The sequence below is a fragment of the Thiolapillus sp. genome, from assembly GCF_048562965.1.
Taxonomy (GTDB): Bacteria; Pseudomonadota; Gammaproteobacteria; order Chromatiales; family Chromatiaceae; genus Thiolapillus; species Thiolapillus brandeum_A.
Genome location: NZ_JBHNMF010000028.1, coordinates 1 through 17,003 on the forward strand (window position 1 = coordinate 1; position 17,003 = coordinate 17,003).

At 58.6% G+C, this 17,003-nt stretch carries 18 protein-coding genes; 6 read left to right on the top strand and 12 right to left on the bottom strand.

All coding sequences use genetic code 11. From position 1 onward, the window contains the following. Both ACOCD2_RS03170 and ACOCD2_RS03175 read right to left on the bottom strand, forming a co-directional pair. Nucleotides 1-897, bottom strand: an 897-nt coding sequence (locus ACOCD2_RS03170; RefSeq protein ID WP_293652367.1) for an HDOD domain-containing protein, incomplete at its 3' end; no start/stop codon positions are given. 67 nt (nt 898-964) lie between these two features. Continuing rightward, on the bottom strand, nt 965-1,924 hold the full coding sequence (locus ACOCD2_RS03175) for a dihydroorotate dehydrogenase (RefSeq protein WP_293644764.1): 960 nt from the start codon (nt 1,922-1,924) through the stop codon (nt 965-967). Between the two features lie 24 nt (nt 1,925-1,948). Here ACOCD2_RS03175 and trmL point away from each other — a divergent pair, with 24 nt between their 5' ends. Further along, nucleotides 1,949-2,413 (top strand): tRNA (uridine(34)/cytosine(34)/5-carboxymethylaminomethyluridine(34)-2'-O)-methyltransferase TrmL, encoded by a 465-nt coding sequence (trmL, locus tag ACOCD2_RS03180; RefSeq protein ID WP_293644762.1) that lies wholly within the window; start codon nt 1,949-1,951, stop codon nt 2,411-2,413. A 67-nt stretch (nt 2,414-2,480) separates the two neighbouring features. Here the strand turns inward: trmL and ACOCD2_RS03185 are convergent, their stop codons facing one another. From ACOCD2_RS03185 to ACOCD2_RS03200, 4 genes are all read right to left on the bottom strand, one after another. After that, nucleotides 2,481-3,488 (bottom strand): NAD(P)H-dependent glycerol-3-phosphate dehydrogenase, encoded by a 1,008-nt coding sequence (locus ACOCD2_RS03185; RefSeq protein ID WP_293644760.1) that lies wholly within the window; start codon nt 3,486-3,488, stop codon nt 2,481-2,483. Between the two features lie 9 nt (nt 3,489-3,497). After that, the gene (gene secB, locus ACOCD2_RS03190; RefSeq protein ID WP_293644758.1) at nt 3,498-3,953 is read right to left on the bottom strand and encodes a protein-export chaperone SecB; all 456 of its coding nucleotides are present in this window, start codon (nt 3,951-3,953) and stop codon (nt 3,498-3,500) included. A gap of 29 nt (nt 3,954-3,982) precedes the next feature. Beyond that, a complete protein-coding gene (locus ACOCD2_RS03195; protein WP_293644756.1) occupies nt 3,983-4,405 on the bottom strand; it encodes a rhodanese-like domain-containing protein in 423 nt (140 codons plus the stop codon). Nucleotides 4,406-4,502: 97 nt separating this feature from the next. Continuing rightward, nucleotides 4,503-4,805: an ArsR/SmtB family transcription factor gene (locus ACOCD2_RS03200; protein WP_293644768.1), complete on the bottom strand. Its 303-nt coding sequence runs from the start codon at nt 4,803-4,805 to the stop codon at nt 4,503-4,505. A gap of 488 nt (nt 4,806-5,293) precedes the next feature. Here ACOCD2_RS03200 and gpmI point away from each other — a divergent pair, with 488 nt between their 5' ends. From gpmI to ACOCD2_RS03225, 5 genes are read left to right on the top strand one after another with little or no spacing between them, the layout of a single operon-like run. Beyond that, nucleotides 5,294-6,868 (top strand): 2,3-bisphosphoglycerate-independent phosphoglycerate mutase, encoded by a 1,575-nt coding sequence (gene gpmI / locus ACOCD2_RS03205; RefSeq protein WP_293644754.1) that lies wholly within the window; start codon nt 5,294-5,296, stop codon nt 6,866-6,868. Beyond that, nucleotides 6,868-8,028: a murein hydrolase activator EnvC family protein gene (locus tag ACOCD2_RS03210; protein WP_293644752.1), complete on the top strand. Its 1,161-nt coding sequence runs from the start codon at nt 6,868-6,870 to the stop codon at nt 8,026-8,028. Before gpmI ends, ACOCD2_RS03210 begins: the two co-directional genes overlap by 1 nt. A 47-nt stretch (nt 8,029-8,075) precedes the next feature. Then, the gene (locus ACOCD2_RS03215) at nt 8,076-9,371 is read left to right on the top strand and encodes a S41 family peptidase (RefSeq protein WP_293644750.1); all 1,296 of its coding nucleotides are present in this window, start codon (nt 8,076-8,078) and stop codon (nt 9,369-9,371) included. A 57-nt stretch (nt 9,372-9,428) separates the two neighbouring features. Further along, complete coding sequence (locus tag ACOCD2_RS03220) at nt 9,429-9,983, top strand: DJ-1 family glyoxalase III (RefSeq protein WP_293644748.1); 555 nt, start codon at nt 9,429-9,431, stop codon at nt 9,981-9,983. Between the two features lie 22 nt (nt 9,984-10,005). After that, nucleotides 10,006-11,400 (top strand): hypothetical protein, encoded by a 1,395-nt coding sequence (locus ACOCD2_RS03225; protein WP_293644746.1) that lies wholly within the window; start codon nt 10,006-10,008, stop codon nt 11,398-11,400. Here ACOCD2_RS03225 and ubiB read toward each other — a convergent pair. From ubiB to hslV, 6 genes are all read right to left on the bottom strand, one after another. Continuing rightward, a complete protein-coding gene (gene ubiB, locus ACOCD2_RS03230; RefSeq protein WP_293644744.1) occupies nt 11,314-12,966 on the bottom strand; it encodes a ubiquinone biosynthesis regulatory protein kinase UbiB in 1,653 nt (550 codons plus the stop codon). The genes ACOCD2_RS03225 and ubiB overlap by 87 nt on opposite strands. Beyond that, nucleotides 12,966-13,589, bottom strand: coding sequence for a ubiquinone biosynthesis accessory factor UbiJ (locus ACOCD2_RS03235; protein WP_293644743.1), 624 nt, complete (start codon nt 13,587-13,589; stop codon nt 12,966-12,968). The genes ubiB and ACOCD2_RS03235 overlap by 1 nt, the downstream gene beginning before the upstream one ends. 12 nt (nt 13,590-13,601) lie before the next feature. After that, the gene (gene ubiE, locus ACOCD2_RS03240) at nt 13,602-14,354 is read right to left on the bottom strand and encodes a bifunctional demethylmenaquinone methyltransferase/2-methoxy-6-polyprenyl-1,4-benzoquinol methylase UbiE (RefSeq protein ID WP_293644742.1); all 753 of its coding nucleotides are present in this window, start codon (nt 14,352-14,354) and stop codon (nt 13,602-13,604) included. Nucleotides 14,355-14,470: 116 nt separating this feature from the next. Next, nucleotides 14,471-14,839, bottom strand: coding sequence for a DUF971 domain-containing protein (locus tag ACOCD2_RS03245; protein ID WP_293644740.1), 369 nt, complete (start codon nt 14,837-14,839; stop codon nt 14,471-14,473). Between the two features lie 81 nt (nt 14,840-14,920). Beyond that, nucleotides 14,921-16,261, bottom strand: a complete 1,341-nt coding sequence (hslU, locus tag ACOCD2_RS03250) for an ATP-dependent protease ATPase subunit HslU (RefSeq protein WP_293672430.1) — start codon at nt 16,259-16,261, stop codon at nt 14,921-14,923. Next, complete coding sequence (hslV, locus tag ACOCD2_RS03255) at nt 16,261-16,803, bottom strand: ATP-dependent protease subunit HslV (RefSeq protein WP_293644736.1); 543 nt, start codon at nt 16,801-16,803, stop codon at nt 16,261-16,263. Before hslV ends, hslU begins: the two co-directional genes overlap by 1 nt. Nucleotides 16,804-17,003 lie beyond the last annotated feature (200 nt).

Below are 17,003 nucleotides of genomic sequence, written 5' to 3' on the forward strand. Positions count from 1 at the left end.
GAAATTGTAGGCGTAGCTGATGATGGTGATTTCACCGACATTGTGCAGCAGGCCGGCCAGCTCGGCTTCACCCGGATCTTCCAGGTTCAGGTCCTCAGCCAGGCGTTTGGCAACAGCGGCAACGCATATGCTGCGTTCCCAGGCGTGGGAAAAGGCTTCCTGCAGAATCAGCGCCCGGGGATCGCGCGATTCCCTGAAAAGGTTCATGAAGGCGAGCTTACGTGTTTTCTTTGGACCGATCTGTGAAGTGGCGGAAATGATGTTGGGAACGGCTCCGCCAGGACGGTGCTGGAACTGGGCCATCTTGAGCAGCTTGAGGGACAGTACAGGGTCGAGCATGACCCATTTGCCGATGGAGGCGGCAGTCCCGGAGGTTTCCATGATCTGACGGCTCACGCTCAGGGAAACAGGGTGCCAGGAGAGGATCATCAGCTTGTGCTTCTGCAGATCCTCATAGATATGGGCGACCATCTGGGCCGAGAAATCGGCGTTCTCCTCGCTGGTCTCCTCCACCAGATAGTGGGAGGAAATCATTTCCGAGGCATCGTCCGGGTCGGTCAGCTCTTCCAGCAGCGCATTGCTGATTTTTACATAGCTCACCGGGGTAAGGGCAGAAACGCGATAGCGGCTGGGTCGCAGGCGTGACAGGGGTGAACTGGCAGCGGCATCCGTGTGCTTGATAACGCGCTGACGCCCGTCTGCAGCCTCCATGAGCACATTGCCCTTGATCAGAAACAGGCTGAATTCTTCCGTATCACCCAGATCCATCAGTACGCTGCGCTTTTTTGCATGCAGCCATTCCGCCTGGTCGACAATCTCCAGCAGCTTGTCATAAGACAGGTCTGAAAGGGGATTGAACCTGCGCAGTTCTTCGACGGATTTTTCAGTTGTGCTCATCTGCGTCTTTTCTCCATTATTACCATTATAGGCGCAAATGACGCCGGGGAAATGATGGGGAGCAAGTTCAGCAGCCGCATTTTGCCGGGCCGGCTTCGTTCAGACGCAGACTGCCGGTAATCTGCCCCACTTCAGCCAGTTTTTTGCGTTCGAGGTAGTCCAGTATGCCGGCGTTGATCCTGGTGCAGATCAGCGGGTCGTAGAACAGGGTGGTGCCCACACCAACTGCACTGGCGCCAGCGATGAGAAATTCCAGCGCATCCTCGGCGGTGGTGACGCCCCCCTGGCCGATAATGGGAATGCTGTGCTCCCTGGCCACCTGATATACCTGATGCACCTTGAGCAGGGCCACGGGCTTGATGGCAGGGCCGGACAGTCCCCCCTGGTTGTTGCCGATGACCGGCGAGCGGCTTTCGATATCGATAGCCATGCCCATGAGTGTGTTGATCACCGCCAGTGCATCCGTGCCTGCATCGATACAGCGGCTGGCATTGTAGGCGATGTCGGTCTGGTTGGGTGAGAGCTTTGTGATGAGCGGTTTGTCGGTGACCTTGCGGCAGACTTCCACCACCCGGGCGGACATGTCCGGGTCGTTACCGAAAGCCACACCGCCTTCTTTCACATTGGGGCATGAGATGTTGATCTCGATGGCATCGATGGGAGAGTCGTCAAACTTGCGGGTGATTTCTTCGTATTCCTCCAGTGTGGAGCCGGAGACATTGGCGATGAAGCGGGTTTCCCCGAAGTCCAGCTGGGGCAGGATGCGGGAAATGACCTCATCGACGCCGGGATTCTGCAGCCCGATGGCATTGAGCATGCCGCCGGGGGTTTCATAGACCCGGTGGGGTGCATTGCCGGGACGTGCCGTGCCGGTGGTGCCTTTCAGGCAAACAGCGCCGGCATCACGATTGGAGAATCCTTCCACACGGGTGTATTCTTCGCCGAAACCCACACAACCGGATAGCAGCACCAGCGGTGTGTGAAACTTCAGTCCACAAAAATCCACGGCAAGCCGGGGGTCGCTCATAGTCAGGCTCCAGGGGGGCAGATAGTGTTCAATCTTGTATTGTATCAGCCAGAGATACCCCCAAACACGGGAAATATCATCCGGCTGTGCGCAAATACCGGCTGCAGTCTGCACCTGATAAAGCCCCTGGGATTTGAGCTGGATCATTCACGCCTGAAGCGGGCTGGCCTGGATTATCACGAATTCGTGGGGGTGGTGCTGCATGATTCCTTTGCGGATATGCTCGAAAGCCTGGATCATCCGCGCGTATGGGCCTTCAGCACCAAAGGTGGCCCATCACATGCCAGTGTCGCCTATGAGCCCGGTGACGTGCTGCTGTTCGGTCCGGAAACCCGGGGGCTGCCTGCAGATATTCTGGGTGGTTTACCGATAGGTCACTGTCTGCGGGTTCCCATGCTCCCGGAACAACGCAGCCTGAACCTGTCCAATGCTGCCTCGATCGTGGTGTACGAGGCCTGGCGTCAGCAGGGTTTTGCGGGGGCGGAATAGCAGATGCATATAGCTGTCGCGATACTGGTGCGGGCGCCTCAGTTTCCAGATCTGGATGACTGTTCGGTCAGTCCTGTTCGGGTTTCTGTTCGCGGCTCAGCAGGGCTTTTACCGCTGCAGCAGGATCCAGGCCCTTGTAGATGATGCGATAGACATGCTCGGTAATGGGCATTTCCACGCCAACATCCTGCGCCTTGATATGGAAATCCCTGGCTGCCGCCAGACCCTCCACCTCCTGTCCGATACGTTTTCTGGCTTCCTCGACGCCATGTCCGTCTGCCAGCGCCAGCCCCATGCGGCGGTTGCGTGACTGGTCGTCGGTGCAGGTCAGCACCAGGTCACCCAGGCCAGCCAGTCCCATGAAGGTGTCATGCTGGCCACCCAGCGCCAGCCCCAGGCGGGTGATCTCCGCCAGGCCGCGGGTGATCAGTGCGGCGCGGGCGTTGGCGCCAAAACCCTGGCCGTCGGACATGCCGGCGGCGATGGCCATGACATTCTTGGCAGCACCGCCCACCTGCACGCCGATGATGTCGCTGGAGGTGTAGGCGCGGAAGGTGTCGCTGTGCAGGTAGTCCGCCAGCCGTGTGGCATGGGCAGTGCTGCTGGAGGCGACGGTGATGGCTGTGGGCAGGCCACGGGCGACCTCCATGGCAAAGGTCGGCCCGGAGAGTACGGCGATATCCGCGTCCGGAAAGGTTTCCCGGGCTACCTCGCTCATGAGGCGCCGCTGTGCAGGCTCCAGACCCTTGGTCGCCCAGCTCAGGGATTTCAGTCCGGGGTTCAGCTTCCTGATCTGCTGCAGTACAGTGGCAAAGGCATGGCTGGGCACGACCACCAGGATTTCATCGGCGCCGTTCAGGCATTCTGCAAGATCCGAGCTCGGTGACAGCAGCTCGGGAAAAGGGACGCCGGGCAGGAAATGCCTGTTTTCACGGTCTTGCCTCAGGGCGGCGATATCCTCTTCCAGGTGTCCCCACAGGCTGACCCTGTGGCCATTTCCGGCCAGCAGAATGCCGAGGGCCGTCCCCCAGGAACCGGCACCCAGCACCGCGATCTTTGATCCGGAATCCGTCATGGATGTTGCTCAGTGTTCCGCCGGCGCCGCTTCCTGCTTCTGCTGCTGGATCTGCTGCGCATACAGTGCTTCGAAATTCACAGGAGCCAGGAGGAACTGGGGGAAACTGCCGCGTGTGATCAGGTCGGACAGCACCTCTCTCACATAGGGAAAGAGCACGTTGGGACAATAGACGCCCAGCATGGGGCCCATTTCCTCTTCCGGAATGCCGCGTGCCAGGAAGATACCGGCCTGGGTGGCTTCTGCCAGGTAGGCCGTCTTGTCTTCGATCTTGGCAGTGATGGTAACGGTGAGGGAGACCTCAATGTTGCCTTCACCGAGATCCTTGACCGTGTTGTTCAGATTGACATTGATCTCCGGTTTCCACTCCTTCATGAAAATTTCGGGAGAATTGGGTGTCTCGAAGGAAATGTCTTTGGTGTAGATGCGCTGAATGGAAAACTGGCGCTGAACTTCTTCTGTCATGAGTGTGTTCCTGAATTGAGAGATAAAAATTATCGGCGTTTGACGGGCAGCCCGGCACTTTCCCAGGCCATCATGCCGCCGCGGAGATTGTGTACCTCCCCGAAACCGGCTTTCATGAGGGTCTTGCAGGCCATACCGGAACGGGAGCCGGAGCGGCACGCAACGATGACGGGCTTGTCTTTGTACTTTTCGAGCTGTTGCAGCTGCTTGGCCAGGCCGTTCAGCGGTATGTTGGCCGCATTGACGATATGGCCCTTGTTGAATTCGGCGATTGAGCGTACATCGACGACTACCGCGTCATCGTGATTGATGAGGGCGGTGCTTTGCAGTGCATCGACCGCTGTCTTGTTGACAGGGTCGAAAAAGATGTTCCAGATCAGCGCTCCTGACAGTGCCAGAAAAGTGATGACCAGGAGCAGATGATTGGTGATGAATTCTGCCAGTTGGTCCATACGAATTCCGTATCTCGTGGAAAAAAGAGCGTAATTATAGCGCAACTTTCCCCGCGAGGCGGGTTTCGATGGAGTTGCCAGGATTCGGAGGCTGCCCCTACTGGGCGTGGGTGCAGAATACCTGGCGCATCATGTCGATGAGCTGCAGAGTGCGGGCGTCGGCAACCCGGTAGAAGACTCTGTTGGCGTCCTTGCGGGCATCCAGAATGCCTTTGTCGCGTAAAATGGCCAGGTGCTGTGAGATATTGCTTTGCGAAGAGCCGACCTTGGCGACGATGTCATGCACGCTGACTTCATCTTCCCCCAGGGTGCAGAGAATCTTCAGCCGCAGGGGATGGGACATGGCTTTCAGGGCGCGGGAGGCACGTTCGATATCACCATCATCCTGCATCAGCGCCATGCTTTCGCCGAATTCCTGAATCTTGTTTTTTCGTGAGGAAACCAAAGTCTTCACAAACCACCTCTCCAGTTTACTGGGAAACCTCCAGACCGGGACCGGGGATACGCGGCTCGATGCAGAGGCTTCCTTTGGTTACATGAGTTCTTAATAACACACTAATAGAATAATACACTGTTTTACTGTGGGAACTGCAAGGGAAATCTCGGTTTCGGGCATTATTCCCCCTTATCCCGTGGATATGCAGAACGAGTCGTGCAACAAATTCTGGTAAAATGGCAGGTTCTTTAGGAAATCGCTGATTAAATGATTAAATCTGAGCGAAGCAGATTGCACCCGGCGCATTCGAGAACAAGGTGAAGTTCTTGCCAATAGCATGCTATTGGCAAGAACTTCAACGCAGTTATCGGATGCGCCGGGTGCAAGATGCGAGTTCATGATTTATTCAGCGGTTCCTTAGCCTGCAAATACCTGTCAGTGAGTCACTGGAAATGAAAGACACCCCCCGTCCTGTAGTACTGATCATCCTTGATGGCTGGGGATTGCGCGAGGAAGCGGAAAACAACGCCATTGCCGCGGCCCGTACGCCGGTATGGGACCGCCTATGGAACGAGGGGGCGCACACTGCGCTGGAAACCTCGGGTTCGGCGGTCGGTCTGCCCAGCGGGCAGATGGGCAATTCCGAGGTCGGACACCTGAATCTGGGCAGCGGCCGGGTCGTGTATCAGGAATTCACCCGCGTCAGCCGCTCCATCCGTACCGGTTCGTTCTTCAGCAATGCAACGCTGACCGGCGCCGTGGATATCGCCGTGGACAATGACGCAGCCGTACATATCCTGGGACTGCTTTCTCCCGGCGGTGTGCATTCCCATGAAGAACACATCCATGCCATGGTCAAACTGGCTGTGGATCGTGGCGCCAAAAAGGTGTTCGTGCATGCCTTTCTTGACGGGCGTGACATGCCGCCGAAAAGCGCCATGCCTTCATTGCAGGCCATGGACAAGGTGTTTGGGGAACTGGGTGCCGGTCGCATCGCCAGCATCATCGGGCGCTATTTCGCCATGGACAGGGACCATCGCTGGGAGCGTATCCAGAAAGCCTATGATCTGATCACCCTGGGCAAGGCAGCCTACACGGCGACCACCGCCGAAGAAGGGCTGGAAATGGCCTATGCGCGGGGCGAGACTGATGAGTTCGTGGATGCCACGGCCATTGTGCCGGAAGGTGGAGAGAAGGTCACCGTGAGAGACGGTGACGTGATCATCAACATGAACTACCGTTCCGACCGTGCCAGGCAGATCACCCGTGCTTTCATCGAAAAGGATTTCGATGCCTTTCACCGGGAAGTGGTGCCCGACCTGGGTACTTTCGTCAGCCTCACGGAATACAACAAGGAATGGGATACCCCTGTCGCCTTTCCTGCAGAGCGGCTGGAGAATGTTTTCGGCGAATACATCTCCAAACTGGGTCTGCACCAGCTGCGCCTCGCGGAGACGGAGAAATACGCCCATGTAACCTTTTTCTTCAACGGCGGACAGGAGCAGCCGTTCGAGGGAGAAGACCGCATACTCGTGCCTTCTCCGGATGTGGCGACGTACGATCTCAAGCCGGAAATGAGCGCACCGGAAGTGACCGATCACCTGGTGCAGGCCATCGAAGAGGGCAAGTATGACGCCATCATCGTCAACTATGCCAATGGCGACATGGTGGGGCATACGGGCAAATTCGATGCTGCCGTGCAGGCGGTGGAAACGCTGGATCACTGTCTGGGGCGGGTGACGCGCGCCATTCACAAGGTCGGTGGCGCGATGCTGGTGACGGCAGACCACGGCAATTGTGAAAAAATGCTGGATGAGGAAACCGGGCAGCCCTATACCGCCCACACGACCACGCCGGTGCCTCTGGTGTATGTGGGCGACCGCCATGCCCGCCTCATCGATGGTGGCGCCCTTTGTGATGTGGCGCCCACGCTGCTCAAGATCATGGGGCTGCCACAGCCGGCGGAAATGACAGGCCATCCCCTGATACAGTTCGAAGACGAAGAACAGGAGCCCGAAACCAACTGATGCGGCTTGCGCAGCTCATCCTTTGTGGTTTGCTGGCAGTCGCAGGCTCATTTTCGCAGGCGCAGGAAAGCGGCAAGGACGAGCAGCAGCGTACCGAAGAAAAGCGTGAGCAGCTGCGGCAGAGCATCGCCCGCCTGCAGGACAGCATCCGCAAGACTCAAAAAGAAAAGGACAGTCTCAGTGCGGAACTGGCGGATTCGGAGCGCGAGATCGGGGCTATCATTGCCCATCTGAACAGGCTGCAGCAAAAACAGCAGTCCTTGGGCCGCAAGCTCGCCGGTCTCAGGCGCCGTCAGGGCGACCTGCAGCAGCATCTCGAAACCAGCCGCCGCAAGCTTGCACTGTTGCTGCGTTCCGCCTACATGACCGGACGTGAGGAGCGGCTCAAACTGTTCCTCAATCAGCAGGATCCTGCCGCCCTGAGCCGTCTGCTCGCCTACCACGACTACATCAGCCGGGCGCGGACGAAGCAGTTGCAGCTGTTGAGTCAGGACTTGGAAAGTCTGCGCAGCCTCACCCGGCAGATCGGGGAAGAACAGTCCCGGCTCGACCGTTTGCACGCGCAGCAGCAGACCCGCAAGGAACAGCTGGTAGAACACCAGCAACAGCGAAAATCTTTGCTGAAGCAGGTCGACGCCCGCCTGCAGCAGCAGGGTGAAAAGCTGGCGCGCTGGCAGGAAGACGAGCGTCGCCTGGCGGGTTTGCTCAAGGATCTGCAGAATGCCCTGCATTCCCTGGAGCTGCCGGAACAAAAGGGTTTCCGGGAGAGCAGGGGACAACTCAGCTGGCCAGTGAGAGGGCGGCTGCGTAAGACCTTTGGCGCCCAGAAAATCGGTAACTTGCGCTGGGACGGGGTTATAATCAGTGCCAAAGAAGGCGCCGAGGTGCGTACCATTCATGCAGGGCGGGTGGCCTGGGCCGACTGGCTGCGTGGTTATGGGCTGCTCATCATCGTGGAGCATGGTGACGGTTTCATGAGTCTGTACGGAAACAATCAGAGCCTGTTCAAGGAAACGGGAGACTGGGTGGAAGCCGGTGAGATCATCGCCCAGGCCGGTGTGGGTGAAGGTCATGCGAAGTCCGGTGTTTATTTCGGCATACGTTACCAGGGCAAGGCGCTCAATCCCGTACGCTGGTGCAAAAGGCGCGCCAGGCGCTAGCGGCCGGTTACCCGGGTTCATTTACGGTTACATACAGAGACACTGACATGAGCAAGTGGACAAACAGATTTATCCTATGGGGCTGTCTTGCGCTGCTCCCGTTTTCCGCCTCTTTCGCCAGGGAAACGCCGGCGGAAGACAAGGGGCTGCCCCTGAAAGAGCTGAGAATCTTTGCAGAAGTATTCGGGCGGGTACAGCAGGATTACGTGGAGCCGGTCACCGACCGGGAACTGCTGGATCATGCCATTCGCGGCATGCTGGAAGGGCTGGATCCCCATTCCGCCTATCTGGACGAGGAGCATTTCAAGGAACTGCAGGAAGGAACCAGCGGTGAGTTTGGCGGCCTTGGCATTGAAGTAGGCGTGGAAGACGGCTTCATCAAGGTGATTTCTCCCATCGATGATACGCCTGCGCAAAAGGCGGGCATTCAGGCAGGCGACCTGATCATCCGGCTGAACGGCAAGCCGGCCAAGGGGATGAGCCTCAGTGAAGCGGTGAAGATCATGCGCGGCAAGCCGGGCACCAGTATCAAGCTCACCGTACAACGCAGTGGCGAACACAAACCCCTGGAATTCGATATCACACGTGCGGTGATCAAGCAGGCCAGCGTGAAATCCCGGATGCTGGAGCCCGGTTTCGCCTACGTGCGTCTGGCCCAGTTCCAGGCGCCCACTGCGGACGATATGCTGCGTGCCATCCGTGCTTTGCAAAAGAAATCCGGCGGTTCTCTCAAGGGGCTGGTGCTGGATCTGCGCAACAATCCCGGGGGCGTGCTCCAGGGCGCAGTAGCGGTGAGCGACGCTTTCCTGGAAAAAGGCCTGATCGTCTACACGCAAGGGCGGGGAGAAGGCTCGGCGCTGAAGTTCAATGCCCGCCCCGGTGATGTGCTCAACGGCGCCCCCCTGGTGGTGCTGGTCAACGAAGGTTCGGCATCGGCTTCAGAAATCGTTGCCGGTGCGCTGCAGGATCACAAGCGGGCTGTGATCATGGGACGGACCACCTTCGGCAAGGGCTCGGTGCAGACCATCGTGCCCATCAGCAGCAAGATCGCTATCAAACTGACGACAGCTAGGTACTACACACCCAGCGGCCGCTCCATACAGGCTGAAGGCATTCAGCCGGATATCGAGCTGAGCAAGGTAAAGCTCAAGGAGCTGAAAAAGAGCCTGCTGCAGGTCAAGGAAGCGGATCTGGCTGATCATCTGGCCAATCCGGACAAGAAAAAGCAGAAAAAGAAGAATGGCAGGCAGGGCAATGGCGGCAAGAAACTGCTGGAGGAAGATTACGAGCTGAATGAGGCCCTGAATCTTCTCAAAGGTATTTCCATTTTCAGCAAAAGATAGAACAGGTTCCGTTTTTTCACCAAATCAGACAGTAAACTGACTTTTAGAGGGTAGGCTATGGCGCATGTACTGGTGCCTTTGGCGCAGGGCTGTGAAGAACTGGAGGCGGTAAGCATCATCGATCTGCTGCGGCGGGCCGGTGTGGAAGTCGTTACCGCCGGTCTGGCGGATGGCCCGGTGACCTGCAGCCGTGGTGTGGTCATCGTGCCTGATGCCACGCTGGATGATGTGCTTGACGGCGATTTCGACATGATCGTGCTGCCTGGCGGATTGCCCGGTGCCGACCATCTGGACGCGGATGCACGCATACAGCGCCTCCTGAAACAGATGGCACAGCAGGGAAAGTACACGGCGGCTATCTGTGCGGCGCCCAAGGTGCTGGCAAGCGCGGGTTTGTTGCAGGGCAGGCAGGCGACTTCTTATCCGGGCGTTATCGATGCCATGGGACTGGCGGATACACGTTATGTGGACCAGCCTGTCGTAACGGATGGCAAGGTCATCACTTCACGCGGGCCGGGCACGGCCATGGATTTTGCCCTGGAATTGATCGAAAAACTGGTGGGTGCGGAGCAGCGACAGACCGTGGAGGCGTCACTGGTGCGCCCGGACTGACACAAACGACAGGGGTGGCAAGGTGAGGAGACGGGGGAACATCTGGGTATGGCTGATCGGGATGCCCATCATTTTCTGGGCGATCGCCCATTGGGGCTTCTACTATTACGTAAAGACCAAACTGGATGAGGCCGTTCTACAGGCCGCGCCCCAGGCAGATATCAGGTACTCGGAACTCGAGACCAGTCTCAGCGGGAAAATAACCGTACGTGGCATTCATATCGTTCCTGTGGGAACGGGCCAGGGTATTTCCATTCAGTCCGTGCATGTCCAGGGGCCGGATGCACTGTCGTATCTCATGCGGCATATTCCCCAGCTTGGCGACAGCGGCCCGCCCGACAAGATCAATGTCGTGGTGAAAGGTGTTGAAGTCGATATCTCGGGCAACCGTGCCGGCAAGCTGGATCGCTTCAGTGAGAGCGCCGGCTACAGGAAGGTCGATGGCAAACCCCGGGATATCTGTGAAGTGGGCAGTGGCGCCTCCTTCACCCAGTTGCAGGAGCTCGGTTTCGACAGGCTCCAGGGTGAAATGAAAATGGGCTATCAGTATTTCCCCGGTTCCAGGAAGCTGTACATGGATTTCGACATGGATGTAAAGGGTATGCAGCAGCTTTCTCTCTCCATGACCCTCGACAATGTACCGGCGCTGGACCCGCAAAAAATGCTGGGTGTCCTGCTGAGTAATTTGAAACTTGAGTATGTCTATTCTTCCCGGTTCGGCCAGAAAGTCGTGGAATACTGCGCGCAGAAACGCGGTGTGACGCCGGATGATTTCAAGCTGCTCATGGCCGATGACACTTTACGGCAGCTTGAGAAAAACGGCCTGGTGCTGGGTTTTGGTCTGAAGCATGCACTCAAGAGCTTCCTGAACAACTGGGGGACACTGCTGGTGGAGCTCAGTCCGCCTCGTCCGGTAGGGTTTTTCGAACTGGCGCAACTGCCCAAGGATCAGGTCGCCGAAAAGCTGGGGCTGCAACTGGCGGTCAACGACGCGCTGGTCACCGATCTGAGCTTCCGGATTCTGGAGGGTATGTCCCTGATACGGCGCAACAATGTGGCAGACAGGAAAACCAGGAAACTGCCGCCGAAGGTCGAATATGTCTGGGAATACCGCAAGGTGCCAGTGGGACAGTTGTCCGCTTATCTCGACCACCTGGTCGTCATCAGGGATCGAGACGGTGTCGTCCACAAGGGCATACTCAGTGAGGTTTCCAACGGCCGGATTTCCATTCTCAAGCGCATCAGCGGTGGGAAGTTTACCGCGCATTTGGTGCGAAGCAATGTGGTTTCAGCCCAGGCCCGGGTGCGGGTGAAGGTGGAACAGCCGAAATCAGCGCCGCCGCAGACTGTTCCCGAGAAGGCCGATGCCGGCAATGCCCAGGCCGCCGCTGAACAGGGGCAGCAGGCCGGCGGATAACAGGGGTGTGCCCAGGCTGGCGAGCAGGGCGGCACTGATCAGAAGGGCGCCTCCCGCAATGCTTTGCCGGGTGCGGCTTTGTCCGGCGTTCATTTCCCGGCGCAGGGCGCTCAGTTCTTCCGAATGCCAGTTCAGGCGCAGCTTACCTTCCTCAGCGTTCTTCAGCACCCGGTAGGCGAGGCGTGGAATCTCCGGCAGTTGCTCAGACATCTGCGGCAGTGATTCCCTGACGCGGCGCACGAAAGCCTTGGGACCCACTTGCTGGGACAGCCATTTTTCCATGAAAGGCTTGGCCGTGGCCCACAGATCTAGCTCGGGATAGAGCATGCGCCCCAGTCCCTCGATGTTCAGCAGGGTCTTCTGCAGCAGCACCAGCTGGGGCTGTACCTCCATATCGAATCGCCGCGCCGTCTGGAACAGGCGCAGCAGGAAATGGCCGAAGGAGATGTCCGCCAGGGGCTTTTCCCAGATGGGTTCGGAGACCGTGCGGATGGCGGCCTCGAATTCCTCTACCCGGGTGCCTTCGGGCACCCAGCCAGATTCCACGTGCAGTTCCGCCACCCGGCGGTAGTCCCGGTGGAAGAAGGCCAGCAGGTTTTCCGCCAGGTAGCGCTGGTCCTCGGTGGTGAGCGTGCCCATGATGCCGAAGTCTACGCTGATGTAGCGGCCGCTGGGCTCGACAAAGATATTGCCCGGGTGCATGTCGGCATGGAAGAAATTGTCGCGGAATACCTGGGTGAAGAAGATCTCCACGCCGCGCTCGCCCAGCAGGGCCATGCTCACGCCCTGGGCCTTGAGTTCCTCTACTTCATCCACGGGAGTGCCATAGACCCGTTCCATCACCATGACATTGTTACGGCAGTAGTCCCAGTACACCCTGGGGATGTATAGCATCTCGCTGTTTTCGAAATTCCGCCGCAACTGGGAGGCGTTGGCCGCCTCGCGCATCAGATCCAGCTCGTCGAAAATGGTCTTTTCGTATTCTTCCACCACTTCCACGGGACGCAGGCGCCTGGCCTCCCGGGAATACTTCTGGGCCAGATGGGCCAGGGTGTACATGAGGTCGATATCCTTGCGGATAGCCTTTTCGATGCCAGGGCGCACCACCTTGACGATGACATCCTCGCCGCTGTGCAGGGTGGCCGCATGCACCTGGGCGATGGAGGCCGATGCCATGGGTTGGGTTTCGAAGCTGGCGAAGATATCCTCTACCTCCCCCCCCAGGGCTTTCTCCACGATGGCTCTGGACTGTTCGGCAGGGAAGGGAGGCACCTCGTCCTGCAGCTTGACCAGCTCTTCGGCAATCTCGTCGGGGAGCAGATCCCGGCGTGTGGAAAGGATCTGCCCGAACTTGATATAGATGGGGCCCAGGTCTTCCAGGGTGCGGCGGATGCGCACGCCATAGTTTGGCCTTTGCCCTTTCTGCAGCCAGTAGAAAGGGGAGAGGAAACGGAAGAAGCGGATGGGGCGGAACAAATGGGCGGCGAGAATGAACTCGTCCAGGCCGTGCTTGGCCAGCACCCAGGCGATGTGGACGACTCTGACGCCCTGGCGGAACGGAATCATCAGTCAGCCTGCTCGAGCTTTTTTTCCATCAGACGTATGCGTGCTTCCAGCCTGTCTGTATGCTCGCGCAATTCGTCCACCTGGTCGATGAAATCTGCCACTTCGAGAGGATGGGGTAACAGCCGTGCCTCTTCGGTGAGATATTCCCCGAGATCGGCTTCCAGGCGTGAGCCGGTGTTCCTGGCCCAATGCGCCGCCTTGCGGACGGTGTTGCCGATCTGATGGGCGAGTATGTCGCCGGTGAGCCTGGACAGCTGTTCTTCCCAGTCGATATCCAGTCCGCCCAGGGTGGAACCGAATTCATGAGCCAGGGCGGTATTGCCGCTGATACTGACGCGGCCGGCGAACAGTTGCTGGCTGCCCTGTTCCCTGTCACCACTGCGCAGCAGGTCCAGAGGGCTGCCGCTGAGCAGCGCATCCGGTTCGCCTTCGATACGGCTGAAAATCTGCAGACAGCCCTGCTGATCGGGGATGAAATAGAGGGTGATCTCCGGGCCGCGAAGATGAATGCCGATGACCTTGCCGTGGTGACGCGCCAGTTTCCCGCAGGCCACGGGATCGAGTTTCAGCAGTGTGTTGATGCTGCTTTCCAGAGACTCCAGTGCCAGATCACGGGTGGACATGAGCCGGATGCGCTACAGCTTGAAGCCGCGATGCACCGCCACAATACCGCCGGTGAGATTGTGATAGTCGCAGTTCTCGAAGCCGGCCTGCTCCATCATCTCGCGCAGGGTTTCCTGATCCGGGTGCATGCGGATGGATTCGGCCAGGTAGCGGTAGCTGTCTTCGTCCCGGGTCACCAGCTTGCCGATCTTGGGCAGCAGGCTGAAGGAATACAGGTCGTAGATTTTCTCCAGCGGCTTGATGACGGGCTTGGAGAACTCCAGCACCAGGGTGCGACCACCGGGCCTGAGCGCCTGGAACATGGCGTTCAGTGCTTTCTGCTTGTCAGTGACATTGCGCAGGCCAAAGCCAATGGTGATGCAGTCGAAACTGTTGTCGGGAAAGGGCAGCGCCTCGGCATTGATCTGGGCATAGGCAAGATTGCCGGCGTGGCCCCTGTCGGCCATGCGGTCCCTGCCCGTGATGAGCATGTTGGCGTTGATGTCGCTCATGACCACCAGGCCTTCCGGTCCCACCAGGCCGGCGAAGCGGTCGGCGAGGTCGCCGGTGCCGGAAGCCAGGTCCAGCACCCGCTGACCTGCGCGCACGCCGGACAGATCCACGGTAAAGCGCTTCCACAGACGATGCACGCCCATGGACATGAGGTCGTTCATCAGGTCGTAGCGTGACGCCACGGAATCGAAAACGCCGCGCACCAGATCCGCTTTTTCTTCCGTGGCCACCTTGCGGTAGCCGAAATGGGTTTCTTCGCTTTGTCTGCTCATGTTCCTGTCTTCGTTGGTTGGGCTTCAGCCCGACAACAACTCCCGGTTCAGCGCCTGTGTCGGGCTGAAGCCCGACCTACATGCAGACCAGCCGGTGGGGAATAGCGGTCTGCTGTTCAGGAAGCCGGGTCCTGGCGTGTGTATCCCACTTCCTTCAGTTCATCCAGATACTGCTGCCAGTACCGGTCGTAGTTCTTCCCCAGATTATACAGGGTTTCCCAGGAGTAGATGCCGGTGTTGTGCTCGTCATCGAAGTGCAGCACGATGGCATAGTTGCCCACGGGTTCGATCTGGTCGATATTCACCTTCTCGATACCGGTTGGTACCTTGCGCTGTCCGGGGCCGTGGCCCATGACTTCCGCAGAAGGGGAAAAAGCGCGCAGATATTCCGCAGGCAGCTTGAAGTTGGAGCCGTCGTCGAAACTGACTTCCAGCACCCGGGATACCCGGTGCAGGTTGAGTTCGGTTGGTGTGGGATGAGACATGGTAGTCATTCCTCGGTAATACAATTCAACTCGCGATTATGCCGCAAACCGGATGCTGCTATTGGTCACAGATATTCCGGTTTACAGGATGAATCGTGTCAGATCCTCGTTGTCGGCCAGTTCACCCAGGTGGTCATCCACATAGCCTGCGTCCACCTCGATGCTTTTTCCTTCCATGGCAGATGCCTCGAAGGAGATTTCCTCCAGCAGGCGCTCCATCACGGTGTGCAGGCGCCGGGCGCCGATGTTTTCGGTATGCTCGTTGACTTCCCAGGCGATCTGGGCGATGCGTCGGATGCCATCTTCGGTGAATGCCAGGTGCACGCCCTCGGTGGTCATCAGTGCCGTGTATTGCTCGGTGAGGGAGGCATCGGGTTCGGTGAGGATGCGCACGAAATCATCCGCGCTGAGTGCTGAGAGTTCGACACGGATGGGCAGGCGACCCTGCAGTTCAGGAATCAGGTCGGACGGCTTGGACAGGTGAAAAGCGCCGGAAGCGATGAACAGGATGTGGTCCGTCTTCACCATGCCGTGCTTGGTTGACACACTGCAGCCTTCCACCAGCGGCAGCAGGTCGCGCTGCACGCCTTCGCGGGAGACGTCGGCACCGCTGTGATCGGTGCGGCTGGTCACCTTGTCCAGTTCGTCCAGGAAGACGATACCCTGCTGCTCCACCATCTCGATGGCGCGCAGCTTGAGATCTTCGTGATTGATGCGCTTGCCGGCCTCCTCGTCGCGCAACAGCTTGATGGCGTCCTTGATGCGCAGCTTGCGCTTGCTGGTGCGCCCCGAGCCGATGTTCTGGAACATGTTCTGCAGCTGGCTGGTCATTTCCTCCATGCCTGGGGGCGCCATGATTTCCACGCCGATGGGATTGTCGCTCAGATCCACCTCGATTTCCTTGTCGTCCAGCGCGCCCTTGCGCAGTTTTTCGCGGAATTTCTCCCGGGTGCCGGATGCTGGTGCGGCTTCCGGGGCGGCATCTTCTTCCCAGCTGGTGGTGCGCGGTGGCGGCAACAGGATATCCAGCACCCTGCCTTCGGCAGCCAGGGCGGCGGCGTCCTGTACCTTGACCAGCTCCTGTTCCTTGACCATGTTCACCGCCGCGTCAGCAAGATCGCGGATGATGGAATCCACCTCGCGGCCCACGTAACCCACTTCCGTAAATTTGGTGGCTTCCACTTTCAGGAAAGGCGCATTGGCGAGGCGGGCCAGGCGGCGGGCAATCTCGGTCTTGCCCACGCCGGTGGGGCCGATCATGAGGATGTTCTTGGGCGTGATCTCGTTGCGCAGCTCCTCGTCCACCCGGGTGCGCCGCCAGCGGTTGCGCAGGGCGATGGCCACGGCGCGCTTTGCCTGGTCCTGACCGACGATGTGCTTGTCGAGTTCCTGAACGATTTCCTGTGGAGTGATCTGAGACATTATTCGGTTTCCAGCTCTTCGATGACGCGGTTGTGGTTGGTGTAGACGCAGATGTCGGCGGCAATGGCCAGTCCTTTTTCCACGATGTCGCGGGCGGACAGATCGGTGTTTTCCAGCAGCGCGAGGGCGGCGGACTGGGCAAAAGGGCCGCCGGAGCCGATGGCCATGAGGTCGTTTTCCGGTTCGATCACGTCACCGTTGCCGGTGAGAATCAGGGAGGCCTTTGTGTCTGCGACACACAGCAGGGCTTCCAGCCGGCGCAACATGCGGTCGGTGCGCCAGTCTTTGGCCAGCTCCACCGCGGCGCGCACCAGATGGCCGGAGTGTTTCTCCAGCTTGCCCTCGAAACGCTCGAACAGGGTGAAAGCATCGGCAGTGGCTCCGGCAAAGCCTGCCAGCACCTGCTCCTTGTACAGCCGCCGCACTTTGCGGGCGTTGCCCTTCATCACGGTGTTGCCCATGGATACCTGGCCGTCGCCGCCGATGACTACTTTGCCATTGCGCCGCACGGACAGAATTGTCGTACCTCTGAACTGTTCCACTGTATTGAATCCGCTGTTGGAGAAACAGCAGATTTTACCTGATTAGCGGTGTTGAGGCACAGAAACTCCGGGTTAGTTGCACTGGAATGAAATATCTATCTGCTGCTCTTTTCTGTTCTTGCGTTTCTTGATTCCAAAAAACAAGCGTGTCTTCGGCCTCGTGATAGATTTTGGGACATCCCAGTCCCCAAAATCGACTC